At 34.1% G+C, this 22,578-nt stretch carries 27 protein-coding genes; 21 read left to right on the top strand and 6 right to left on the bottom strand.

All coding sequences use genetic code 11. The features are described 5' to 3' along the window. Positions 1–214 precede the first annotated feature (214 nt). Positions 215–349, bottom strand: a complete 135-nt coding sequence (locus tag LIZ98_RS17965; protein ID WP_255602149.1) for an SHOCT domain-containing protein — start codon at positions 347–349, stop codon at positions 215–217. Positions 350–547: 198 nt separating this feature from the next. Between LIZ98_RS17965 and LIZ98_RS09995 the strand changes: the two genes are divergently transcribed. The 15 genes from LIZ98_RS09995 (at position 548) to LIZ98_RS10065 (ending at position 15,175) form a co-directional block, all read left to right on the top strand. Beyond that, on the top strand, positions 548–2,020 hold the full coding sequence (locus tag LIZ98_RS09995; protein ID WP_227139584.1) for a multicopper oxidase family protein: 1,473 nt from the start codon (positions 548–550) through the stop codon (positions 2,018–2,020). A 50-nt stretch (positions 2,021–2,070) separates the two neighbouring features. After that, positions 2,071–2,691: a class I SAM-dependent methyltransferase gene (locus LIZ98_RS10000; protein ID WP_041844928.1), complete on the top strand. Its 621-nt coding sequence runs from the start codon at positions 2,071–2,073 to the stop codon at positions 2,689–2,691. 344 nt (positions 2,692–3,035) lie between these two features. Then, positions 3,036–3,365 carry a four-helix bundle copper-binding protein gene (locus LIZ98_RS10005; RefSeq protein ID WP_216408877.1) on the top strand — a complete coding sequence of 110 codons (330 nt, stop codon included), beginning with the start codon at positions 3,036–3,038 and terminating at the stop codon, positions 3,363–3,365. A gap of 185 nt (positions 3,366–3,550) precedes the next feature. Further along, positions 3,551–3,892, top strand: a complete 342-nt coding sequence (locus tag LIZ98_RS10010; RefSeq protein WP_041844926.1) for a hypothetical protein — start codon at positions 3,551–3,553, stop codon at positions 3,890–3,892. A gap of 280 nt (positions 3,893–4,172) precedes the next feature. After that, a complete protein-coding gene (locus LIZ98_RS10015) occupies positions 4,173–4,391 on the top strand; it encodes a hypothetical protein (RefSeq protein WP_227092618.1) in 219 nt (72 codons plus the stop codon). A gap of 522 nt (positions 4,392–4,913) precedes the next feature. Then, positions 4,914–5,318 carry a hypothetical protein gene (locus LIZ98_RS10020; protein WP_227139583.1) on the top strand — a complete coding sequence of 135 codons (405 nt, stop codon included), beginning with the start codon at positions 4,914–4,916 and terminating at the stop codon, positions 5,316–5,318. Positions 5,319–5,419: 101 nt separating this feature from the next. Further along, on the top strand, positions 5,420–5,761 hold the full coding sequence (locus tag LIZ98_RS10025) for a metal-sensing transcriptional repressor (RefSeq protein ID WP_309240454.1): 342 nt from the start codon (positions 5,420–5,422) through the stop codon (positions 5,759–5,761). 160 nt (positions 5,762–5,921) lie between these two features. Next, the gene (locus LIZ98_RS10030; RefSeq protein WP_216408804.1) at positions 5,922–6,383 is read left to right on the top strand and encodes a CopY/TcrY family copper transport repressor; all 462 of its coding nucleotides are present in this window, start codon (positions 5,922–5,924) and stop codon (positions 6,381–6,383) included. A gap of 22 nt (positions 6,384–6,405) precedes the next feature. After that, a complete protein-coding gene (gene copZ, locus LIZ98_RS10035) occupies positions 6,406–6,621 on the top strand; it encodes a copper chaperone CopZ (RefSeq protein ID WP_216408806.1) in 216 nt (71 codons plus the stop codon). Between the two features lie 16 nt (positions 6,622–6,637). After that, complete coding sequence (locus tag LIZ98_RS10040; RefSeq protein ID WP_108898153.1) at positions 6,638–9,088, top strand: heavy metal translocating P-type ATPase; 2,451 nt, start codon at positions 6,638–6,640, stop codon at positions 9,086–9,088. 144 nt (positions 9,089–9,232) lie between these two features. After that, on the top strand, positions 9,233–9,568 hold the full coding sequence (locus LIZ98_RS10045; RefSeq protein WP_108898152.1) for a YHS domain-containing protein: 336 nt from the start codon (positions 9,233–9,235) through the stop codon (positions 9,566–9,568). A 292-nt stretch (positions 9,569–9,860) separates the two neighbouring features. After that, positions 9,861–10,592: an urease accessory protein UreH domain-containing protein gene (locus tag LIZ98_RS10050; protein ID WP_227139582.1), complete on the top strand. Its 732-nt coding sequence runs from the start codon at positions 9,861–9,863 to the stop codon at positions 10,590–10,592. Positions 10,593–10,858: 266 nt separating this feature from the next. Then, the gene (locus tag LIZ98_RS10055) at positions 10,859–13,057 is read left to right on the top strand and encodes a copper-translocating P-type ATPase (protein WP_483298020.1); all 2,199 of its coding nucleotides are present in this window, start codon (positions 10,859–10,861) and stop codon (positions 13,055–13,057) included. 384 nt (positions 13,058–13,441) lie between these two features. Then, on the top strand, positions 13,442–14,257 hold the full coding sequence (locus tag LIZ98_RS10060) for a ZIP family metal transporter (protein WP_041844919.1): 816 nt from the start codon (positions 13,442–13,444) through the stop codon (positions 14,255–14,257). A gap of 300 nt (positions 14,258–14,557) precedes the next feature. Further along, positions 14,558–15,175: a YdhK family protein gene (locus LIZ98_RS10065; RefSeq protein ID WP_041844918.1), complete on the top strand. Its 618-nt coding sequence runs from the start codon at positions 14,558–14,560 to the stop codon at positions 15,173–15,175. An 87-nt stretch (positions 15,176–15,262) separates the two neighbouring features. On the opposite strand, the gene LIZ98_RS10070 is transcribed toward LIZ98_RS10065, so the two are convergent. Next, entirely contained in the window at positions 15,263–15,940 is a 678-nt protein-coding gene (locus LIZ98_RS10070; RefSeq protein ID WP_041844917.1) for a response regulator transcription factor, read from the bottom strand. A gap of 5 nt (positions 15,941–15,945) precedes the next feature. Next, positions 15,946–17,316, bottom strand: coding sequence for a HAMP domain-containing sensor histidine kinase (locus LIZ98_RS10075; RefSeq protein WP_041844916.1), 1,371 nt, complete (start codon positions 17,314–17,316; stop codon positions 15,946–15,948). Positions 17,317–17,578: 262 nt separating this feature from the next. Here LIZ98_RS10075 and LIZ98_RS10080 point away from each other — a divergent pair, with 262 nt between their 5' ends. From LIZ98_RS10080 to LIZ98_RS10090, 3 genes are all read left to right on the top strand, one after another. Then, complete coding sequence (locus LIZ98_RS10080; RefSeq protein ID WP_216408898.1) at positions 17,579–17,974, top strand: DUF6431 domain-containing protein; 396 nt, start codon at positions 17,579–17,581, stop codon at positions 17,972–17,974. 269 nt (positions 17,975–18,243) lie between these two features. Next, on the top strand, positions 18,244–18,540 hold the full coding sequence (locus LIZ98_RS10085; RefSeq protein ID WP_227139581.1) for a helix-turn-helix domain-containing protein: 297 nt from the start codon (positions 18,244–18,246) through the stop codon (positions 18,538–18,540). 10 nt (positions 18,541–18,550) lie between these two features. After that, on the top strand, positions 18,551–19,252 hold the full coding sequence (locus tag LIZ98_RS10090) for a 5'-3' exonuclease (RefSeq protein ID WP_227139585.1): 702 nt from the start codon (positions 18,551–18,553) through the stop codon (positions 19,250–19,252). 77 nt (positions 19,253–19,329) lie between these two features. On the opposite strand, the gene sspL is transcribed toward LIZ98_RS10090, so the two are convergent. Then, complete coding sequence (gene sspL / locus LIZ98_RS10095) at positions 19,330–19,458, bottom strand: small, acid-soluble spore protein L (protein WP_095141349.1); 129 nt, start codon at positions 19,456–19,458, stop codon at positions 19,330–19,332. Between the two features lie 142 nt (positions 19,459–19,600). On the opposite strand from sspL, the gene LIZ98_RS10100 reads away from it, so the two are divergent. Then, positions 19,601–19,876: a DUF6123 family protein gene (locus tag LIZ98_RS10100; protein ID WP_227139580.1), complete on the top strand. Its 276-nt coding sequence runs from the start codon at positions 19,601–19,603 to the stop codon at positions 19,874–19,876. A 45-nt stretch (positions 19,877–19,921) separates the two neighbouring features. Here LIZ98_RS10100 and LIZ98_RS10105 read toward each other — a convergent pair whose 3' ends face one another. Next, a complete protein-coding gene (locus LIZ98_RS10105) occupies positions 19,922–20,845 on the bottom strand; it encodes a DMT family transporter (RefSeq protein ID WP_227139579.1) in 924 nt (307 codons plus the stop codon). Between the two features lie 260 nt (positions 20,846–21,105). Here LIZ98_RS10105 and LIZ98_RS10110 point away from each other — a divergent pair, with 260 nt between their 5' ends. Both LIZ98_RS10110 and LIZ98_RS10115 read left to right on the top strand, forming a co-directional pair. Beyond that, the gene (locus tag LIZ98_RS10110; RefSeq protein WP_227139578.1) at positions 21,106–21,771 is read left to right on the top strand and encodes a reverse transcriptase-like protein; all 666 of its coding nucleotides are present in this window, start codon (positions 21,106–21,108) and stop codon (positions 21,769–21,771) included. Between the two features lie 3 nt (positions 21,772–21,774). Then, complete coding sequence (locus LIZ98_RS10115) at positions 21,775–21,981, top strand: zinc-finger domain-containing protein (protein WP_081912332.1); 207 nt, start codon at positions 21,775–21,777, stop codon at positions 21,979–21,981. A 176-nt stretch (positions 21,982–22,157) separates the two neighbouring features. Here the strand turns inward: LIZ98_RS10115 and cspD are convergent, their stop codons facing one another. Next, positions 22,158–22,358 carry a cold-shock protein CspD gene (gene cspD, locus LIZ98_RS10120; protein ID WP_034770549.1) on the bottom strand — a complete coding sequence of 67 codons (201 nt, stop codon included), beginning with the start codon at positions 22,356–22,358 and terminating at the stop codon, positions 22,158–22,160. Positions 22,359–22,578: the final 220 nt, after the last annotated feature.

The raw sequence follows: 22,578 nt of genomic DNA on the forward strand, positions 1-22,578 counted from the left end.
AAGGATATAATATGGGGTAGTATAACTGTTGACACCTTTTTCTTGGAGTTTTGCTGGTAAATCAAGTTTCCATAAGATCCCAAATTTATTTTCTTTTAAATTTTGTTCAAGTGTTGTTAATACTTCATCAATAGTTTTATTTGTGGTTATGGTGTAGTGAAAATCCATATAAAGCTTCCTTTCCAAAGTGTTTTTTAATGGGTTATTTCTGTTTTTATTTGTTCTTTAAAGCTAATTTAACAGCAATATATACAACAGCACCATTGACAAGTAGATTAATTAACCATCCTAAAAGACCAAACCCCCAAAAATAACTGCCCATCATACCGTTTGTGGGAAAACCCATCATGATTTTTTCCTCCTTCATATCGCGACTTTGATACAAAAAACAAATTTTACGTATAATAATATTAAATCAATTCTAATTAGAGAGCTAAAATCAGCATTTAAATAGATGTTCCTTTAGTATTTTTTTAATAAAAGTAAATTTTATGTACGACATTAGAAAAGTAATTCATATTACAAAGTGTATAGGAGAGAGAAAACAATGAGGAAAAATTTCGGTATCTTAATCGCAGGATTCATAATAGTATTGGGAGGACTCTTTCTCTTTTTCGGACAAAGTCGGGAAATGCCGGGACAATTACCTGATTTATCAATGAATCAGTCATCTGATCGTTTTGATAATCAATCTATTTCAACAAAAGAACTCCCCCTCCCTATACCACCACTATTAAAAGATGAAAACCCTGATCCTAATAAAGCTGAGTTTCAAATAACCGCTCAAAACTCTACAAAGGAATTTTTTGCGGGCAAAAGGACAAAGACGATGGGGTATAATGGCGATTATTTAGGCCCAGTTATTCGGGTTCACAAAGGTGAAGAGGTATCCGTAAAAGTAAAGAATAATCTAGATGGTGATATAACAGCCATACACTGGCACGGTCTTGAAGTAGATGGTGATAAAGATGGGGGACCACATTCAGGTATTCAACCGGGAGAATCTTGGTCTCCAGAATTCAAGATAGAACAGCCAGCAGCTACATTGTGGTTTCATCCCCATCCTGAGCAACAAACTGGGAGACAGGTATATAATGGATTAGCAGGATTGTTCATTATTGAGGATGAAGTTTCTGATCGTTTAGATATTCCCAAAGACTATGGAGTGAATGATATTCCTTTGATTATTCAAGATAAAAGATTTAATTCGGATGGGAGCTTTCAGTATGAATTAGGAATGCACGATGTTATGAACGGACTACAGGGTAACACAATGCTTGTAAACGGGACTATTCATCCATTTTTGGAAGTACCAAAAGGGATGGTAAGACTTCGTTTATTAAATGGTTCAAACGCAAGCGTTTATGAATTAACTCTCAATAATAATCAGAAGTTTTATCAAATTGCTAGTGATGGCGGGTTTCTTGAGAAGCCAGCAGAAATGAATAATATCGTTCTTGGCCCTGCTGAAAGAGCAGAAATTCTTGTTGATTTTTCGGATTTGAAAAAGGGAGAAACGGTTCAATTATTAAATCGAGGCTCAGAATTTATGAAATTTGTTGTAAAAGGTGAAAGTCCAAAAAAATATACCATTCCGGAAGAGTTAACTACCATTAAGAAAATGAACCCCGATAACGCAGCAATAACAAGAGCATTTGTTTTTCAAGGAATGGGTCCAAGCGTAAATATTAATGGGAAACAATTTGATATGGATCGAATTGATGAACAAATAAATCTACATGATACAGAGATATGGGAAATATCAAATGAAAGTGGAATGGGGATGATGGGAGGAACACCTCACCCATTTCATGCACATGGTGTTCAATTTCAAGTTTTAGAAAGAAACGATAATCCCCCATCTGCTATTGAATCAGGTTGGAAAGACACGGTACTCGTCTATCCGGGTGAAACCGTTAGAGTGATTGCAACCTTAAATCATAAAGGTATTTTCATGTATCACTGTCACATTCTTGAGCATGAAGACGCAGGAATGATGGGACAGTTTCAGGTAAATTAACTATTTTCTTTGAACAGGAAATAATATTATTGTTAGTAAGGTGAAGATAATTGAATACGAATGAGAGAATTAAAAGTCGGTATAATCGAATTTCTAGAATATATGAGGGAATGGACCGAATGATAAAAAAGGATTGGAGGCTAGATTTACTATCGAATACTTCAGGAAAGGTATTGGAAGTAGGAATTGGTACTGGTGCCAATTTACCTTTTTACCCGCATCATATAGAATCACTCACGGGAGTCGATTTTAGTCAAGGGATGTTACAACATGCGAGAAAAAAGATTTCAATATTACAATTACCTTTTCCAGTGGATTTGATTGAAGGTGATATACAAGCTTTACCTTTTCCGGACGATAGCTTTGATACCATTATATCAACATGCGTTTTTTGTTCTGTTCCAGATCCTATACTTGGATTAAAAGAGTTAAAACGAGTTTGTAAGCCTACAGGAAAAATTTTTATGTTAGAGCATATGAGAAGTGAAAATAAAATTTTAGGAATGGTTATGGATCTGTTAAATCCTATTACGCTAAGTCTTTGGGGTGCGAATATAAATAGGGAGACCATAAACAATATTGATCATTCAGGATTAAGAATAGAAACCAATTCATGTCTTATGGGAACAGTCTTTAGAAGCTTAATGATTAGTCCAAATAAAGATACTTGAAGAATAGGTTTTTATTGGATTAAATAATATCTGGGGGAAAATAAATTCAATCTTAAATTATTTAAAGAGAGGAAGAATTAGGGAAGCATCCTCAGCCATATTTGCAATATTTGCATTTAGGCTATGATTGAAACGGTGAAAGTTGGTTTAACTCCGAATGTATTAGTATAACCGATAAGATTAAAAATACCAAAAAAAACATTTTTTCTTTTAAAATAGAAAATAAGTTTGAACTAAAATTCTGTTTTTAGTTTTAACTATAATTTTATACTTGGATAAAATGTTCTGACTAGGGAAATATACATTCTGTATTAAAACTTCGCTAATCAAAGGAGGATATTCAGATGACCATGTCTTATGAAGAATGTATTAGAGCGTGTTTAGAATGTATGGAAGCGTGTAATGGATGTTATGATGCATGTTTAAAAGAAGAGGATGTAAAAATGATGGCTGAATGTATTCGCTATAACCGGGATTGTGCTGATATTTGTGCATTTGCAACAAAGGCAATGCAGTCAGATAGTCCGGTAGCTAAACAAATTTGCCGTCTATGTGCTGAAATATGTGAAGCGTGTGGAAAAATATGTGAACAACATAGTCATGCTGAACATTGTAAAAAATGTGCTGAATCATGTTTTAAATGTGCGGAAATTTGTCGGAAAATGGCTTCTTAAAAATAACTGAATAAAGTGATTAAACACGGTAACTCCATTGTGGGTCACCGTGTTTTTTGATTTTTTCACTTGAAAAATTCCTTGTAAAATTTGATTCCAACCAAAGCTCTTCATAAAAAATGGATATTTAATATTTACAATAATTGTGAAACATTTTATTTTAAATTGTAAAGGATTTGATTTTGTTGCAGTTATTAAATAAATGGATAAAAGAAAATGTAGAAGTAAGTTTAAACAAAAATAATTCGATAATTTTACCTAAGTGGATTCGAATGAAAAATGATATAATTCCCGGTCAAGAAGTAATTGTTTCAACTCATTCAGGAGAAATTTATATAAAAAGGAAATTAAATGAGAGTTTGGAGAACCAGATGATTATAAGTTCTAGAGGAAGCCTGTGGATACCGGTGGAAATTCGTAATCGAGTTAAAGTGGAATCTGGAACATCATTTGAAGTTTATACTAATGATAAAAAGGAACTAAAATTAGTACCTGTAATAAAAAACATTGAAAAGATAAATAATTAGAGGGAATTTTAGTGTTAGATTTTAGAAGTAAAGGTAAGTACTTGATGAGTTCTCTTATATATACGGGAGTTTTTTCAATAACCCTAATTATCAGCCATTTCGTGCTTTTTTTATATCAAAAAGACAGTCATAAATGGCATTTTCAATTACCAAAACCACTATTAGTCTGTCCGATTAGTAAGTATATGAAATGATGAAAACTTTACAATTTCACCTTATTTTCTGCATAAGTCCTGCAACTTTTTATACTATGATAGAGGTATGAAAGGAGAGGATCACAATGAAAAAGAAATTAGCAATTAGTCTATTAACAGGGGCCATTCTATTGGGTGGAGCAGGGACATTTGCTTACGCTCAGACAGGTGGTTTTGAAGAAATGAAGCCATACATGGAAAAAGCTCATCCTGAACTCTCAAATCAAGAATTAGAACAAATGTATAATGCCTGTCATGAGGAAGGCGGAATGATGGATCAGTATGAGGATTCAGCAAATAGATAATGAATAATTTGGTATTAGATAGAGGGACACAGGAGTGTTCCTCTTATTTTTTCTAATCGTATTATTATCGAGTTAGTTCGAAAGGTTAGAAAGTTTTAAAATCAATGTAACGTCATAAGAGTCAACAATAACCAAAAATAGCTTTTGTAAAACGTTCATAAAAAAGACATGAATTATTAGAAGTATCTGCAAAAGCCTTTGTGAAAATAAATTTATAAATATAGTTTGATTATTGAGGTGTAAGGATGAAATTAAAAAGAATTTTAAATTTTATTGTTGTTATAGCAATAATCCTATTTATCGTATGGTTTTATTTTATCGAACTAAAAATTTGTTAAAGGTTATGTTTTTGCAGATATGTACTTTACTCTAATAGGGTAATTTTTCCTTAAATATATATTCAAAAAATCTGGACTTAACCCCAATACTCTTTTTAAACAGGTTAATTATTGTATGACGTTATAAGTAGGTTATGGTTTTCCTTTATTTTTAAAAATTTAAGTTAATGGAGGCTAATAACATATGGCAAAACTTAATCATAATCCGGGTCCTAAAAAAGAAAGAGCAATATTAAAAGCTACAGGTTCTGTATTACTTGCAATTATTGCTTCCTCTCATCATTGGTTACACACGCTATTAATTGCTCTTGGTCTTACCACTTTGGGTGCAGGTTTATTTACGATGCCACCTCTAATAAAAATATTATTTATGTTACTTTCATTAGTGTTATCAGGATGGTTTCTTATTGTTGCAAAACGAAAGTGGCCTATAAATCGGCCAGCTGCATGGGGCTATCTTCTATCCTCTATTATTTCAATTATTTTCGTTTTGTCAGCAATACCCGATACCTTAAATAGCTTGGAACAGCCATCTTATCAAGAAATACCTCAATTGCAACATGGGGACCATGAAAATCATAGTAAATAAGTAATAAAAAATGGCAATTTATTTCAAGTTAATTTAATCGGTGGGCGAGTCTTTTTACTCATTGGAAGAATATGTCACAAAATTTAAGGTGGTGCGCAAGGGTGAATGAAATAGATATAAATAACAAATTGAATAACAATCGTTTAAGTTTAGCTTCATATCATCGAAAAAGTATTCATCCTGAAGAAACGAGAGAAAATCTTTTTAAAAGATTAAATCGGATCGAAGGTCAAATTCGAGGATTAAAACGATTAATTGAAAAAGAAACATACTGTGATGATGTCATTAACCAAATTCTTGCTTGTAAAGCCGCATTAAATGGTGTTGCAATGATTCTACTTGAAGAACAACTAAAATCATGTGTAAACAAAAGTGTAGAAGAAGAAAACGAAAAAGTTTTAAATGATTTATTGGTTACTGTGCAAAAACTACTGAGAAAGTAATTAATGAAAATAAGAAAAATGAGTAATCTACCAATGAGGTAAATACTTGTTCAATAAATGTTCAAATATACAACGGTAAAAAACAGTTGACAATCATCGTTTACATTTGTAAACTTAAATTAATCAATCGATTACAAATGTAAACGAAAGAGGTGAGATAATGGAATTAAGCTCAAAAATTACCGATTCAGAATGGGAAGTCATGCGAGTTGTATGGACTCTTAATGAGGCTACTAGTAACGATATTATTGATGTATTAGAAAAAAAGAAAGATTGGAAACCTGCAACTACAAAGACTTTTATTGGACGTCTTGTAAAGAAAGGAATACTTGAAACAAAAAAACAAGGAAAACGATACATCTATTCAGCAAAAATTAGTGAAGGTGAAAGTATAAGAAATAATCTTGATGATTTCCTCGATAATATTTGTAATAGGGACAGAGGAAAAACAATTGCCAATATGATTTCTAAATCAACATTAAGTCATGACGATATAGCTTTGTTAAAAAGAGTCATTGAAAATAAGGAAAAAGATGCTGTCGATGAAATCCCCTGTAATTGCGTTCCCGGCCAATGTAAATGTAAACATGATTGTTCAAACCATCACCAAAAAATGTGTTAGAAATTAATAAGGAGTGATTCAAATGACTAAGATAACAATGAAAATTTCAGGAATGAGTTGTAACCATTGTGTGAATAAGATAGAAACGGCTTTAAATAATCAACAAGGTGTTGAAAAAGCAAAAGTAAATTTGAAAAAGGGGCTTGCAAAAGTAAAGTATGATGAAACCATCCAAACTCTAGATCATCTAACTGCAGTAATTAAGGAAGTTGGTTATGAAGCTGAACCATTAAACTGAAAGGTGGGATCCATCGATGATTGAAAAAACACTTAACATAGAAGGGATGACCTGTGCGTCGTGTGCGCAAACCATTGAAAAGGCAACAAAAAAGCTATCCGGTGTAGAGGAATCCAACGTTAATCTTGCTACCGAAAAAATGAATATTAAATTTGATGAAAATGTTGTTTCTCTAAACGATATTCAAGAAACAGTAGAGAAAGCTGGATATAAAGCGAATATAGGAACAGAAAGAAAAATCTTTACGATTAAAGGGATGACTTGCGCATCATGTGTGCAAACCATTGAAAAGGGAACAAGAAAATTAGAAGGTGTTATCACATCTAATGTAAACTTAGCAACAGAAAAAATGAATATTGAGTATGATCCATCAATTGTTTCAGTAGCTGATATAATGAAAGCTGTAGAAACAGTAGGGTATGAAGCACATGAAGATATTGGTGATACGATAAACGATAATAGTGAGACAAAACATAAAGAAGAAAAAGCCCTATGGAATAGATTTTGGATTTCAAGTATTTTTGCAATACCACTACTATATATTGCAATGGGCCATTTAGTTGGAGCGCCATTACCTGATTTTATTAATCCAATGATCAATCCAGAAATGTTTGCCCTTACCCAATTACTTTTAGTATTACCGATTACAATTGTTAATAGCAAAATATATAGAGTTGGATTTAAAACTTTATTTAGCGGTCACCCTAATATGGATGCACTTATTGCGATTGGAACAAGTGCTGCACTATTATATGGCATATATGCAACCATAATGATTTTCTTAGGAGACACAAGTTTTGCTAATGATTTATATTATGAAACCGCGGGGGTAATCCTTACACTTATTACATTAGGAAAATATTTAGAAACAAAAACAAAAGGCAAAACGTCAGAGGCAATAAAGAAGTTAATGGGGTTAGCACCTAAAACTGCAAGAGTCATTAGAAATGGGCAAGAAACGGAAATTTCCATCGATGAAGTAGCAGTTGATGATATTGTGATTGTTAGACCGGGTGAAAAAATGCCAGTTGATGGTGTTGTTGTTGAAGGAATGACAGCCGTTGATGAATCAATGTTAACGGGTGAAAGTATTCCAGTAGAAAAAACGGTTGGCGACAATATCATTGGTGCAAGTATAAATAAAAACGGAACGATACAATACAAAGCAACAAAAGTTGGAAAAGACACGACATTATCTCAAATTATTAAACTAGTAGAAGATGCACAAGGTTCAAAAGCACCTATCGCAAAATTAGCAGATATTATTTCAGGTTACTTTGTACCAATTGTAATCGGACTTGCCATACTTTCCGGTTTAGCTTGGTATATTGGAGGTCAAACTGGAATATTCGCATTGACAATTTTTATCTCGGTATTAGTAATTGCATGTCCTTGCGCTCTTGGTCTAGCTACTCCTACAGCCATTATGATTGGAACTGGGAAAGGTGCAGAAAATGGTATCCTGATTAAAAGTGGTGTAGCTTTAGAAACGACACATAAAGTTCAAACAATTGTATTTGATAAAACAGGTACGATCACAGAGGGAAAACCAAAAGTAACAGATATTATTGTTACAGAAGGAATTTCTAAAGAGGATTTATTACTACTAACTGCATCCGCAGAAAAAGGTTCCGAACATCCATTAGGTGAGGCGATTGTGAAAGGAGCAGAAGATAAGGGACTTACTTTATTAAATACAAATAACTTTACCGCTATTCCCGGTCGTGGAATAGAAGTCATGGTTGACGGTAAAAAACTTTTAGCAGGTAATAAAAAATTAATGAATGAGCGGAAGATTGATTTAGGATTTCTTGCTGAAACTTCAAATGAATTAGCAAGTCAAGGGAAAACACCAATGTATATTGCTATTAATAACCAAATCGCCGGTATTATTGCTGTGGCAGATACTGTAAAAGAAAACAGTGTGAAAGCAATCCAAAAACTTCATAAGATGGGTATCGAAGTGGCAATGATTACTGGGGATAATAAGCGGACTGCAGAAGCAATTGCCAAACAAGTTGGGATAGATAGAGTGTTGAGTGAAGTATTACCAGAGGATAAAGCAAATGAAGTGAAAAAACTTCAAGATGAAGGTAAAAAAGTTGCGATGGTTGGGGATGGAATCAACGATGCTCCGGCACTTGCTCAAGCAGATATAGGGATTGCCATTGGTTCAGGTACAGATGTAGCGATAGAATCAGCTGATATCGTTCTAATGAGGAGTGACTTAATGGATGTTCCTTCAGCTGTTGAGTTAAGTAAATCAACCATTCGAAATATTAAACAAAACCTTTTCTGGGCATTTGCGTATAACGTAGCCGGTATTCCATTTGCTATGGGAATTCTGTATCTATTTGGAGGTCCTTTATTAAATCCAATAATTGCAGCTGCAGCTATGAGTTTTAGTTCAGTATCAGTCTTATTAAATGCTTTACGATTAAAACGATTCAAACCTTCGACCATTTAAACTCGTTTCAAACAATATTTATTTTTAATATAAAAATACCCTACCGGGGTTTGATTAATTTAGAAAAAGGAGGTGGTGAATTCTTAAACTTCTCGATTTATTTTTGGCTTACATTAGAGTATTAGAATTTAGGAGGTTAATAAAATGAATTTAAAAGTAAAAGATCCAGTTTGCGGTATGACAGTTGAGGCCAATGAATCAACTTTGCATTTGAATTACAAAGGTAATGATTATTATTTTTGCGCAGCTTCTTGCCTTAAAGAATTTGAAGAGAATCCAGAAAAATATTTATCTAATATAAACAATGAAACTCAAGAAGAGTCCGATAGTGAATGCTGCCATAATCATTCAAAAGGACAGGAAGAGTCCAATGGTGGATGTTGCCATAATCATTCAGAAGGACACCATCAATGTGGCTGCGGTTCTGAAGACTCTCATGACCACCATCATGAACACAATTGCCACAATCATAGTCGCTAAAAAGTGAATAAAATCAATAATTAAATAAAATGTGCAATGCTTTTTAATGTAATAACCCGAAATAGAGGTGCATATTTAAATGTTTGCCCTCTATTTCTATCAAAATGGTGATTTTTTTACACAAGTGTAATCATATTTTTTTGAAATATTATAAACAAATTACAAAAAATGCACAGAATCTGCAAATTTATATAATATTTTAGAATTAACTTTGCTAAACAAAAATAAAGGATGGGAAAGCAATTATGTAATATGAGATAACAATAATTAATTTTAAAGGGGTAGGATTACATTGTATGAGATTGTAAATCAGATCAGTAATACTCTCATGCAACCAGCTTTAAATTTACTTAATGGAGCAGAGGGGATCCCAATATTATTTGCTTTTCTTCTAGGTATTGTAGGTGCTTTGGCTCCTTGCCAATTTACTGCGAATCTGGGTGCAATAACATTATATGGTAATAAATCAATTCAAAAGCAAATAGCTTGGGGGGAAGTACTGTTTTTTATATTAGGAAAAGTAGTTGTCTTTTCAACATTTGGTGCAATTGTTTGGATATTAGGGAATGAGGTAAAAGCAACCTTTACACTTTATTTTCCTTGGCTTCGCAAACTGGTGGGTCCAATATTAATTATTAGTGGATTAATAATTGCAGGATACATAAAACTCCATAAATTTATTTCTTTTGGAAATTTTATCGATAGAATTTCTAGCAAGGGAAAACTAGGTGCATTTCTACTTGGAGTTAGTTTTTCTTTAGGATTCTGTCCGACAATGTTTGTCTTATTTTTTATTAATCTGATTCCTTTATCTCTCATTAGTCCCTTTGGTATTTCTTTCCCATCTATTTTTGCGTTAGGGACATCCATGCCAATTATAATTATCATATTCCTAATTTGGTATTTTGATTTGAGTGGTAAGTTTGTTAAAAAGAAAGGCAGAAAAATTGGTTTAGTTGTTCAAAGAGCTGCAGGGTTTTTAATGATTTTATTAGGAATACTAGATATATTAACCTTTTGGTAATGTTAGAATACGAGAACTTCTGATCATATGGAAATTATAATATTGAATAAAGATCAACAAATTTTTATTTTAGAACATCTAAAGATCATTAAGGAATAAAGACAAACCTTATGTAAATAATACTATTTGAATAAATTGTGTCATTTATGAAAGGAGAAAAATTAATGACAAAAGACAATGATTTAAAAGAGAACAGTAAACATCAAAAGGAAAATCATAATAATGAACATATAGGGCAAGAAAGCCATCAACATCACCATGGACATATGGAACATAAGAATCATCAACAACACGACCATGAACATATGAAACATGAAGGTCATCAACATCACGACCATGGACATATGGAACATGAAGGTCAACAGCATCACGATCATGGACATATGGAACATAAGGGGCATCAGCAATACGACCATGAACATATGAAACACAAAGGTCATCAGCAACATGACCATGAACATATGGAACATGGAGGCCATCAACAACACGACCATGGTCATTCAGGACATGGAGGTCATGCAGGCCACCATGCTCATATGGTAGGAGACTTTAAGAAAAGGTTTTGGATTGCGCTTGTTTTAGCAATCCCGATTGTATTTTTATCTGAGATGACCCAAATGCTATTTGGTTATCACCTAGATTTTAGCGGACAAGGTACTCTATTATTTATTTTATCCACCATCATCTTCGTCTATGGAGGTAAACCTTTCTTAGAAGGTGCTTGGGATGAGTTGAAAAATCGCGCGCCTGGTATGATGATGTTAATTTCACTAGCAATTGTTACAGCATATGTCTATAGTTCATTAACTGTATTCTTTATCGATGGCAGTGATTTCTTTATGGAGTTAGCCACATTAATTGTGATTATGCTCCTTGGACACTGGATTGAAATGAAATCAATCATGGGGGCTTCCAAAGCCTTAGAGGAACTAATCAAGCTGATGCCAAAAGAAGCACATAAAATCGATTCCAAGGGTAATATCGTTAATGTCTCAGTAGAGGATTTGCATCCCGGTGATAAAATACTAGTAAAACCAGGTGAAAAGATTCCAATTGACGGTTCTATTTTCGAAGGAGAATCAACGGTCGATGAATCCATGTTAACTGGGGAATCTGTTCCTGTGGAAAAGAAACCGGGTATGGAGGTCATTGGAGGTTCAATCAATGGGTCAGGTGTTTTAAAAATAAACGTTAGCAGAACAGGGAATGATACTTATCTTTCTCAGGTTATTCAATTAGTAAGTGATGCAGAAAGTACGAAGTCAAAAGCACAAGGTTATGCAGATATTGCTGCTAAATGGTTGTTTTATGTAGCTGTGGTCGTTGGTATCATTACGCTTGCTTATTGGGCTACCACTGGTGATTTTGAGTTTGCCTTAGAGAGAATGGTAACTGTTTTGATTATTGCCTGTCCACACGCTTTAGGTTTGGCAGGTCCATTAGTTACTTCCAGATCTACTTCAATTGCAGCGAAAAAGGGATTGTTAATTCGTAACCGAGTAGCTTTTGAGAGTGCTTATAAAGTAAATCGTGTTGTTTTTGATAAAACAGGAACCCTAACAGAAGGCAACTTCGGTATAACAGACATCTATCCGTCCAAAGGCGTAAGTGAAGATGAACTTTTGAAATTGGCTTATTCGGTTGAAACCCAATCAGACCACCCAATTGCTAAAGGAATTGTTAGGGAAGGGAAAGAGCGAAAACTTGAATTGTATGAAGTAAAAGATTTTAAAAACTTAACGGGAAAAGGGTTAACCGCGAATGTGAATGGTGCCGAAGTTTCTGTTATAAGTCCGGGTGCTATGAGAGCTAATCATATATCGTTTGATGAAAAGGTTTATAAAAAATTAGCTGGACAAGGAAAAACCGTCGTATTTGTTGTAAAAGATGATGTTTTACAAGGAATGATTGCTTTAGCAGATATCATCAGAAAATCATCCTTTGAAGTAATTAAGGAACTGCATGATCGCGGTATTGAAACTGTTATGATGACTGGCGATAATAGTCGTGTCGCAAATTATGTCGGTGAACAATTAGGCATTTCTAAAGTAATCGCAGAAGTCCTTCCCCACGAAAAATCGAAATACGTTAGGGAGTTAAAACAAGGCGGTAAAAAGGTTGCAATGACCGGTGATGGAATTAATGACGCTCCTGCCCTAGCTGAAGCAGATGTCGGAATCGCCATTGGTGCAGGAACCGATGTCGCCATTGAAACGGCTGATGTTATTTTAGTTAACAGTAACCCAAGTGACATTCTAAATATTCTTAGACTGTCGAAAGCGACTACTAGAAAGATGTTTCAAAACTTAGTATGGGCAGCAGGCTATAATATCATTGCAATACCATTAGCAGCTGGTATTTTATACAATGTTGGTATTGTCATAACGCCAGCTATCGGTGCAGTTATCATGTCGTTAAGTACTATTATTTGTGCAATAAATGCTCAATTGTTAAAAATTGAATAAAACTTTCATGGGATCCAGAACAATTATGTTGTGGATTCTTTTAAAGAATTTAAGTATTTTGTATATTTTTTAAAATTTCGCAGACTGAAATTGTCAAATAAGCCCTGATATAATTAGAAAAGTCGCTCATCGATTTGAAGAAAACCGGAGGAGAAAACTCTTTTAGAAAATGAAATAATGTTCTGAACTGACGAATGCTTAGTTTAACAAGGCTTGGATATAATACGGTTAATAATAAGAGTTGTATATTTAAGAGCTTTATAATTATTAAAATAAGGAATAAAATTTTTGACTATCATTTAACTTAGACTTAAAATGTTTCCTGTGGCAAATTTTTTGAACCTAATCAAATTTAGGTTAATTTTTTAAAAAGGAGTCCTTTTCATGGTTGACTTTTTTCAAAATTTTAATCCAATAACTCAGGCATTTATGGCTACTTTATTTACATGGGGAATGACTGCATTTGGGGCAGCACTTGTTTTTACAACAAAAACAATAAATCAACGATTTTTAGATGGTATGTTAGGATTTGCTGGAGGTGTCATGATTGCGGCGAGTTTCTGGTCTTTATTGGGTCCAGCCATCGAAATGTCAGATAACAATGCCATAGGACCATGGTTTCCAGCAGCATTTGGATTTTTATTAGGTGGAACTTTTTTATGGGGAATCGATAAGATCTTACCTCATCTTCATCCCAATGCCCCTATTAGCGATGCGGAAGGAATTTATCCAAAAGAAAGAAAAAGAAGTACCCTGTTAGTTCTTGCCATTACCCTTCATAATATTCCAGAGGGTTTAGCTGTCGGAATTGCTTTCGGCGCACTAGCAAATGGAGGTACTGAAGCAACTTTAGCTAGTGCTTTAACTTTGGCACTGGGTATAGGTATTCAAAACTTTCCAGAAGGCGTTGCTGTTTCCATGCCACTAAGAGGGGAAGGAATGTCTCGAAGAAAGAGCTTTTTCTATGGCCAATTTTCAGGTATGGTTGAACCGATAGCTGCGGTCATTGGTGCATTTGCAGTTGCATTTATTGAACCATTATTACCTTATGCATTGAGCTTTGCTGCTGGAGCAATGATATTTGTTGTTATAGAAGAAGTAATTCCAAGCTCACAAGAAAAAGGCAATAAAGATCTCGCTTCTATGAGTTTAATGGTTGGTTTTGTATTGATGATGATTCTCGATGTGGCATTAGGTTAAATTGGTTACTGCATATATCATTTTATAGCTCTTTTCAAAAAATGATTGAATGCTTAATTACTTAAACTTGACAGACTGATATCGCGAAATAAGCCCTGATATGATTAGGAAAGCCATCAATTCAATTGTTGAAGTTGATTTTTGTATTTTGGTGCGAAGTTTGAGATATTGATATAAATTTAAATTGATTCCAGCAAATTCTAAAATCAGGAAAAAGGTACTATAATATTTGCACAAAATCTGCACAAACTATTGATAATTTTGACTTTGACTATAAGTATGTTGGAAAGGGTGATAATAATGAAAAAGCAAAAAGTTGTATTAGGGATATCTTCAATGCTATTGATATTCTTATTATCTGCTTGTGCAAACGGCGGTGAACCATCTCAAAACGAAAATGCTGATAATGAAACAGAAACTCAAGAAAACGTAAATAATAGTGAAGAAGAATCAGATTCTACGGGAGAAATGGATCATTCAGAGATGAATCACTCAGGTGGAGAAGTTCCCCAAGGTTTAACAGAGGCAGAAAATCCAACATATCCTGTTGGTAGTAAAGTGATTCTTCATGCTGATCATATGGCTGGAATGAATGGTGCAGAAGCAACAGTTTCGGGTGCTTTTGATACCACAGTCTATTCGGTTACATATACCCCAACAACCGGTGGTGAACCAGTAGAAGATCATAAATGGGTAGTTCACGAAGAAATTGAAAATCCAAGTGAAGAATCATATAAACCGGGTGATGAAGTTGTTTTAAATGCTGAGCATATGAGTGGAATGGATGGTGCAACTGCAACAATAGATACAGCTGAACAAACTACGGTTTATATGGTGGATTACACAGATGAAGAAACAGGGGAACAAATAACAAATCATATGTGGGTAACAGAAGACGAACTTTCACCTGTAGAATAAATAAAATTTCGAGTTATTTATAAAGGGGATTGACAAAAGGTCAATCCCCTTTATATATGTGTTTTTCTTATAATACCTATAACTTATTTATTCATGACTATTCCACTTATACCCAACACCCCAAACCGTTTGTAAATATTTTTCTGCTGGAAAACCTGCTTTTCTCAATTTTTCACGTAGATTTCTAATGTGAGAATCAATCGTTCGATCTTCAGTCGATACTTCATACCCCCAAATAGAAGTGATTAAATGCTCTCTTGTAAATACTATATTTTGATTCGTAAGAAATAGAGTAATTAGTCCAAACTCCTTTGGAGTTAAGTTAATATTTATCCCTTTAAATTGTAGCTGGAAAGCATCTTGGTCTAAACTAAGGCCATTAAACTGTATTACTCGATGATTATTTTTCTGTCTGCGTAAAACGGCTTCAATTCTTGCAACAAGCTCTTCTTCATCAAATGGTTTTGAAATATAATCATCTGCACCGCCTTTCAATCCCTTTACTATATCCTCTTTTGAATCTCTGGCAGTAAGCATTATGATAGGTGTATCCCAATGATTTCTAATTTCTTTACAGGTTTCCCAACCGTCCATTTCAGGCATCATAATATCTAATAAAATTAAGTCAACATTATTTTCTTCCAAGTATTTGATTCCTTTTAATCCTGAATCAACTTTTACACATCGAAAGCCTAAAGGCGATAAATATAGACTCAATAAATCAAGCATGACTGGTTCATCATCAATTATCAAAATCGTTTTCATGATTATCATTCTCCTTGGAAAACAAGTTCAAATTCTGTTCCAACGTTTTCTTTACTTTTAACAAAAATGTCAGCATGATGAGCATGTACTAGTTCTCTTACTATAGCAAGACCAAGCCCTGAACCGCCTAGAGACCTTGTTCGTGATTTATCAACACGGTAAAACCGGTTAAAAATATAGGGGAGATCTTTTTCGGGAATTCCTTTTCCATTATCCCTTATTAAAATGTGAATCTTATTTTTCTCTCCCCATGCATTTAACTCAAGTTCGGCACCTACATGGGAGTATTTCATGGCGTTATCTAGAAGGTTCACAAGAATTTGTTCTAGCATTAAAGGATCAGCTTTAAAGAATAAATTGTTCTGACACGAGACATAAAATTTAATATTTCTTTCTTTGAAAGCATGTTCAAGTTTTTGTTCTATTCTTTGAAGGAAAGAATTTAATTCAATCGTTTCTTTATGAATAGCAAAAGAATTCTTATCAATCTTAGCTAAATCAAATAGTTTTTTTATTAATTCATTTAAATGATTGGTTTCATCAACAATCGTTGATAAGTATTTTTTTCTTTCTTCTTCTGTTACATTACGCTTTCGCAAGATATCAGCATACCCTTTTATATAGGTGATTGGGGTTCGAAGCTCATGTGAGATACTTGCTAAAAATTCATTTCGTTCTTTTTTTAAGTAGTTTAAATCTATTGCTAACTTTTGAATGGAATGAGCTAATTCTCCGAGTTCGTCATTAGAGTTTACTGGCAGTGTAACAGTAAAATCCCCTTTACTAATTTGGTGAGTAGCTTCTTTCATTTTGATTAATGGTTTTGTAATTCCTCTTGACAAAAATATGATAATAATAATTGTTAAGATTACAGAAATCCATCCAGTAAGTATAAAATGTTCATTTAATTGTTGAATCAATGAATGAATAGATTTCGTGTTTTGAAACATATAAACAAATCCCAAAGTTTCATCTTTATTACTGATCGGGCTGATTGTAACAATATATGGTTCTTTTTCCCAATTATCTTCTATGACTTTTCCTTCTTTTGGGATATTAGAATTAGAATGTTCACTTAAATATTTTTCAAATAATTGGAGTTGATCAGAAGAACCAAGTACATTTCCTTGTTTATTGGTAACGACAATGTCAGTTTTTGATTCAGATTCCATTAATACGACATGAGAAAGAGTTTCGTTATCAAAGCTTTTGGCTAACACGGAACTATGAGAATTCCCTCTTGCTAAGAGTGAACTTAGTTCTTCGTTTACTCTAGATTCGACTATTCCTTCATGTAGAAAGAAAAACATAAGTGTACTTAATCCAAAAAAGATTATAAAAAACATAATACCTAGTTTAACAGAAAGCTTTTTCATTGTTATTCACCTAATTTTTTAAATGGGTATCAATAATAATTATACGAAAAAAAATGGAGATTTTGTGGAGGAAAGGAAATCCAATGGGGAATTTTTCTTGGCTAATTAAAATTATAAGAAGAAATAGATATTATTTTGTAAATTTCCATGATATATCGTCCGAAATCTTAGTGAAATTTTCAAATTCCTCCAGATTTAGATATATACTCTACCCATAAAATGTGCTAAATTTTTGGCATATTGGAACGGGGGAGTATTTTTTATGATTATTTTACATGATTTTGGCATCAGTCTTGAGGAATATGCCATAAATGGAAAAAAGAATAAATTTCCAACTTTTGACAAGTGTCCAAATTGTAACTGTGTGGCTTCGGGCAATCTACATAGGCATGGCTATTATTGGAGAAATGCAATAGCGGAGGAAAAAGAAGTTAAAATTCCTATTTGTAGGATTATTTGCTTGTCTTGTAAAAAAACTTTTTCTATTATTCCAGACTTCCTAATCCCTTATTTTCAACATAGTCTAGAAATCATATTAAAGAGAATTGAACAGTTTTTAGAGAAGAAAAAGTCTAAAGGAAGCCGACAGTTACTTGCTTTTTACTGGAGGCGGTATCAAAAAAATGAAGATGGATTCATAGCTTTTTTGTGGATTTAGGGGAGGAAGTGGGTTTGTCCAAAGATATGAAAAAAGAGGCCATAAAATATATGAAAATGATTCGCGATTTTGGAGAATCCCTCTTCTTACGAAGGTCGTGGGGTCATTTTTCCTCTTACTTTAGGGCAAATTAATTCTGCTATATTTTTGAGGATAAAAAAATATTTTTAGTCCCACATACCTTTTGCGTGTTCAAAAAATGGGGAAAAAGGTAGAAGGAGATTATGGATGACCGGTCGTCCTTCTTAGTAAAAAAGGAGGATAAATCAATGACTGAAAAAGAAAGAGAACAAGTAGCTTTATTTCGTTACGGAATCATTGCCGCTTTGTTAAATGGTCAGGTTGATTCCAAGCAATACTTTGAGGAATTAGAGGGAAAAGTCCACTCTATCCCCTATTATGGAGAACGGAAAATAGCTGTGAAAACAGTAAAAGAGTGGCTTCTCAATTATCGCCGAAATGGATTTGATGCTTTAAAGCCAAAGAAGCGTGCAGATCGAGGTAATTCGAGGAGATTATCCCCAGATGACCAGGACCATATTTTAGACATACAAGTGTGCTACTAAAAATACCAATATTCCCCACAGTAGGGTACATAACAGTGATTATAAAGGGAACAGAGCAGCACCACCGGATGAATTGATTCCACAATTTGATTTAGCAAAAGAAGTGGTCGAAGCTTTTTCGATTCCTAATATAGGAATCCCCGGCTTTGAGGCGGATGATTGTTTAGGGACGATTGCCACTCGCAGCAAAGATAAAGCAGATGTTGTCATCGTAACCGGAGACCATGACATCTTGCAAGTATTAGATGACCATATTTCCGTTGTGTTATTAAAAAAAGGATTCGGTAATTATGATATCCAAACAAAGGAGACTTTTATAAATGAAAGAGGTTATCATCCTCGCCAATTTATCGATGTAAAGGGCTTGACCGGGGATACGAGTGATTTTTATCCGGGGGTTCGAGGAATTGGTCCGAAAACAGCCGAAAAATTGATTCGAGAATATACTTCAGTTGAGAACTTATTGGAATCGCTGGCTCAATTATCACCCGGACAACGAAAAAAGATTGAGACAGATATGGACTCCTTATTATTATCGAAAAAATTGGCTGAAATTAAGCTGGATGTCCCGCTTGAATTTCATTTTGACGACGCAAAGATCCGCCTTTTTCAAAAAGGTTGGGGAGAAAAACTGAAACAATATGATATTAAAGGAATGTCACGGATTTTAACGATGTTGGAAGACTGGCATGAAGAAACGCATGTAGGGTAATTCATAGAAAGGCTGTTCAGTAATCTAATCGTCAGGAAAGCATGAGGATTCCTGTGAACAGCCTTTTTAGGAAAAAATTATTTTGTATTTTTCTTTTTTGCCGCATTTTCCAATTTGCTTTTCGGATCATGGGTCATCGTATCATCCTGGCCATACCCTTGTGGATTGACACCTGGTGCTTTTGTTCCGCGATTTCTACCGGACATGTTTCATTCACCTCCATTTGTAGTATTTTCGCTTTGATAAAAATTATTTAACGATCTTCATCGAACAAGCATAAGATAAGTGACATGACCGAAAATAGGTTTCCTAGCATTGAATATAAAAGCATGTTAGAGGTTGATTTAAATGAGTACTGAAAAAGAAGCTGTAGGAGAATATATTCGCAATTTACAAGGGAAAGGTTTTCAATTTAAAGAAGACGCAATAGGGTTTATCTACTTTGGAATGGACTATGCGAATGCAAATGAGAAATTAGTAAAAATTGCCATTGAAATGACTTTAAAAGTGCAAAAACGATTTGACGGCGGTTTTTATTTATCACTACTTGAAACGTTAAAGAGCGAAAATATTCAGGATAAACGCGAAGCATATCAATTTATAAAACAAAAGCAATTATTATAAAGAATAGTCCCCGATCGAAGTTCTTAAGTCGGGGATTAAATCTTGCTAAACGGCTTTTTCTTGAATCGTATTTTCTGCCGCTTTTTTTCGTTTGCTCGGGAACTCAGCGAAGATCATCCCGAGTAAGATAAAGATTGAGCCGATAATACCGCCGACTGACATTCGTTCACCAGCAAAAAGAAATGCGGTGAGGGCAGCAAATACAGGTTCAGTTGCGAAAATTAATGCGGTATGGGTCGCCGAAGTGTATTTTTGAAAATAGGTTTGAACCAAAAACGCAAAAGCAGTTGCTAGAAAACTTGTAACCATTAAAGCAATAACAACTTCTCTTTGGAACAGAATTTCAGGTTGGATTGCTTTTTGCCAATCCTCAAACAGAAATGAACAAACACTTGACAATATTGCGACAAAACTAATTTGGATAATGGTTAATGACAGAGAAGGATATTGCGATGAATATTTACCTGTATAAATAATTTGCATGGCAAAACCGATCGCACAAAAAAATACAAGCAAGTCCCCGATATTTAATACAGTAGTTCCGGTCATTGTTAATAAGTAAAGCCCGACAGTTGCGATACTAACACCGATGATTGCATAAATCCCCGGTTTGATTTTTAAAATAAAAAAAGATAATAGCGGGACAAGAACAACGCTTAAACCGGTTATAAATCCGGCTTTAGACGAGGTTGTATAAACAAGACCAATGGTTTGGCATGCATAGCCGATAAAAAGCCAAAAACCGATGGCCATTCCGGAAAGTAAAAGTTTTTTATTGATTGCTTTTATTTCATCCCTGCGAAAAACAACTAACCAAACGGATAAGAGAAGTGCGGCCATAAAAAAACGAACAGCATTGAAGGTATGAGGTTGTAAGAATGAGATTGCATTCTGTACAACGACAAATGTTGTTCCCCAAACAAATGCTACGAATAATAAGGTGAAATCTGCAATGTATTTCTTGTTCACTTGAAAACCCCCTCGAATGTTTATTTATATTTTATAAATAGTAGCTTTTGAAAGGTTTTTATTTGAATAAAAAATGTATACCTGTTTATGATAATGTTATTCAAATAATTATTTCCATTTTATCAATGTCACTCTAAGTTTTAAACCGATATTTTTTAGTTTGTGAAAGATTGATACCAAACTTAAAGCTTGCATGAATGAAACACTATTCTTGACAAAAATTTATAAAATCTATTTCTAATAAACTGTGGGATGAGAAGATGAAATTTAAAATAAAATGGGACTATTATAATAAAAATAAAACAGAAACGAACTTTATTTCTGAATGGATCAAAGACGATGTTCTTTTGGAAATAGCCGAGGATTTGGAAAAAACCGGTCGGGTAAAAAACATGTCGTTTGAAGATGAAACAGGAATATCATGGACGAAAAAAGAAGTGAAAAAAGTTCTTCAAAGGCTTGAACAAGAACCGGATGAATTTCTCTTGTATTTTGATGCTGGTTACAATAAAGAAACCGGCGAGACAGGGATCGGTGTCGTCCTTTATTATAAACAAGGCGCCCAGCAGTACCGCGAGCGTTGGAATGAACGCGTGGAAGGTTTGGAATCGAACAATGAAGCTGAATATTGTGCTCTCCATTATGCCGTCAAACGGTTAGGTGAGTTCCCGATTGCCGGCAAAAAAGTAATAATAAAAGGGGACAGTCAAGGGTTGTTAATGCAACTGCGCGGTGAATGGCCATGTTACGAAGAAAATCTTAATCGCTGGTTGGATCGGATAGAAAGATTGGTGAAAAAGTTGAACTTTCATCCGGTGTATGAACCAATAAACCGGAATGATAATAAAGAAGCTGACAAATTGGCACGTCAAGCATTAAAACAAGTAATGATCGAAAGTAAACAGAAATTAGGTGATGAAGAATAAATGATGAAAAAGATCATGTCGGATGAAGCGATTGACAAGGAACGAAAGGCATTGCTGGAAGAGATCGATGAATTGTTAAAAATATGTGACGGCTGTTTTGTTTTTCAATTTTTTAAAAAAGAAAAAGGGAGAAGGTTTGCCCATAGCTTTTGTATCAATCATTGTACTGTCGGGATGAAATTAAAAGAGACAGGCAGGAAACTGTCATAAAGGGGGTGTCCGAGCCTATAGAACAAAGTTTATGCCTGACCGAAAAGTCTGAAAATTCTCAACTGTGTAGAATGGTCGTTTTTTGTTGGGAAATTATACTTTCTTTATGCACCAAAAAGGCTGGTCTTTAACAACCAGCCTAGATGATTCACTGTTCTATTTATATGAATTTTAATTTATAATTTCACAACATTAGCTGCTTGAGGTCCACGATTTCCTTCCACAATGTCAAAAGAAACTTCTTGCCCTTCTTCCAGTGTTTTGTACCCGTCACCTTGAATGGCGGTGAAGTGTACAAATACATCATTTCCACCTTCAACTTCAATAAAACCATAGCCTTTTTCATTGTTAAACCATTTTACTTTACCGTTTTGCATTTTTCTTCCTCCTAAACTCTCCCGACACCAAAGTGTCAATAAAAATTATTTCTCAAAAAACGAATACAAAAAAGGATTGCATCACATTTCTTGATTAAATTTAATATACAATAAAGCGTATTCATAGTCAAGAAAATTCAGGCACTGGAAGAGATGTTTCAGAGGATATTGGAAAAACATTAACACCTTTGACAAAAAAGGCAAAACAATGGCAAATCTT

This window comes from Caldibacillus sp. 210928-DFI.2.18, assembly GCF_020554505.1.
Classification (GTDB): domain Bacteria; phylum Bacillota; class Bacilli; order Bacillales; family Caldibacillaceae; genus Caldifermentibacillus; species Caldifermentibacillus hisashii.

What these genes read in the sequence shown, in the direction of transcription:
- LIZ98_RS10015 (WP_227092618.1), top strand. Translation starts at nt 4,173, where the DNA reads ATGAAAAAGAAATTAGCAATTAGTCTATTAACAGGGGCCATTCTATTG.
- LIZ98_RS10080 (WP_216408898.1), top strand. Translation starts at nt 17,579, where the DNA reads ATGATTATTTTACATGATTTTGGCATCAGTCTTGAGGAATATGCCATA.
- LIZ98_RS10065 (WP_041844918.1), top strand. Translation starts at nt 14,558, where the DNA reads ATGAAAAAGCAAAAAGTTGTATTAGGGATATCTTCAATGCTATTGATA.
- LIZ98_RS10030 (WP_216408804.1), top strand. Translation starts at nt 5,922, where the DNA reads ATGGAATTAAGCTCAAAAATTACCGATTCAGAATGGGAAGTCATGCGA.
- LIZ98_RS10060 (WP_041844919.1), top strand. Translation starts at nt 13,442, where the DNA reads ATGGTTGACTTTTTTCAAAATTTTAATCCAATAACTCAGGCATTTATG.
- cspD (WP_034770549.1), bottom strand. Translation starts at nt 22,358, where the DNA reads ATGCAAAACGGTAAAGTAAAATGGTTTAACAATGAAAAAGGCTATGGT.
- LIZ98_RS10100 (WP_227139580.1), top strand. Translation starts at nt 19,601, where the DNA reads ATGAGTACTGAAAAAGAAGCTGTAGGAGAATATATTCGCAATTTACAA.
- LIZ98_RS10070 (WP_041844917.1), bottom strand. Translation starts at nt 15,940, where the DNA reads ATGAAAACGATTTTGATAATTGATGATGAACCAGTCATGCTTGATTTA.
- LIZ98_RS10115 (WP_081912332.1), top strand. Translation starts at nt 21,775, where the DNA reads ATGAAAAAGATCATGTCGGATGAAGCGATTGACAAGGAACGAAAGGCA.
- sspL (WP_095141349.1), bottom strand. Translation starts at nt 19,458, where the DNA reads ATGTCCGGTAGAAATCGCGGAACAAAAGCACCAGGTGTCAATCCACAA.
- LIZ98_RS10020 (WP_227139583.1), top strand. Translation starts at nt 4,914, where the DNA reads ATGGCAAAACTTAATCATAATCCGGGTCCTAAAAAAGAAAGAGCAATA.
- copZ (WP_216408806.1), top strand. Translation starts at nt 6,406, where the DNA reads ATGACTAAGATAACAATGAAAATTTCAGGAATGAGTTGTAACCATTGT.
- LIZ98_RS10085 (WP_227139581.1), top strand. Translation starts at nt 18,244, where the DNA reads ATGACTGAAAAAGAAAGAGAACAAGTAGCTTTATTTCGTTACGGAATC.
- LIZ98_RS17965 (WP_255602149.1), bottom strand. Translation starts at nt 349, where the DNA reads ATGATGGGTTTTCCCACAAACGGTATGATGGGCAGTTATTTTTGGGGG.
- LIZ98_RS10045 (WP_108898152.1), top strand. Translation starts at nt 9,233, where the DNA reads ATGAATTTAAAAGTAAAAGATCCAGTTTGCGGTATGACAGTTGAGGCC.
- LIZ98_RS09995 (WP_227139584.1), top strand. Translation starts at nt 548, where the DNA reads ATGAGGAAAAATTTCGGTATCTTAATCGCAGGATTCATAATAGTATTG.
- LIZ98_RS10055 (WP_483298020.1), top strand. Translation starts at nt 10,859, where the DNA reads ATGGAACATAAGAATCATCAACAACACGACCATGAACATATGAAACAT.
- LIZ98_RS10110 (WP_227139578.1), top strand. Translation starts at nt 21,106, where the DNA reads ATGAAATTTAAAATAAAATGGGACTATTATAATAAAAATAAAACAGAA.
- LIZ98_RS10075 (WP_041844916.1), bottom strand. Translation starts at nt 17,316, where the DNA reads ATGAAAAAGCTTTCTGTTAAACTAGGTATTATGTTTTTTATAATCTTT.
- LIZ98_RS10040 (WP_108898153.1), top strand. Translation starts at nt 6,638, where the DNA reads ATGATTGAAAAAACACTTAACATAGAAGGGATGACCTGTGCGTCGTGT.
- LIZ98_RS10005 (WP_216408877.1), top strand. Translation starts at nt 3,036, where the DNA reads ATGACCATGTCTTATGAAGAATGTATTAGAGCGTGTTTAGAATGTATG.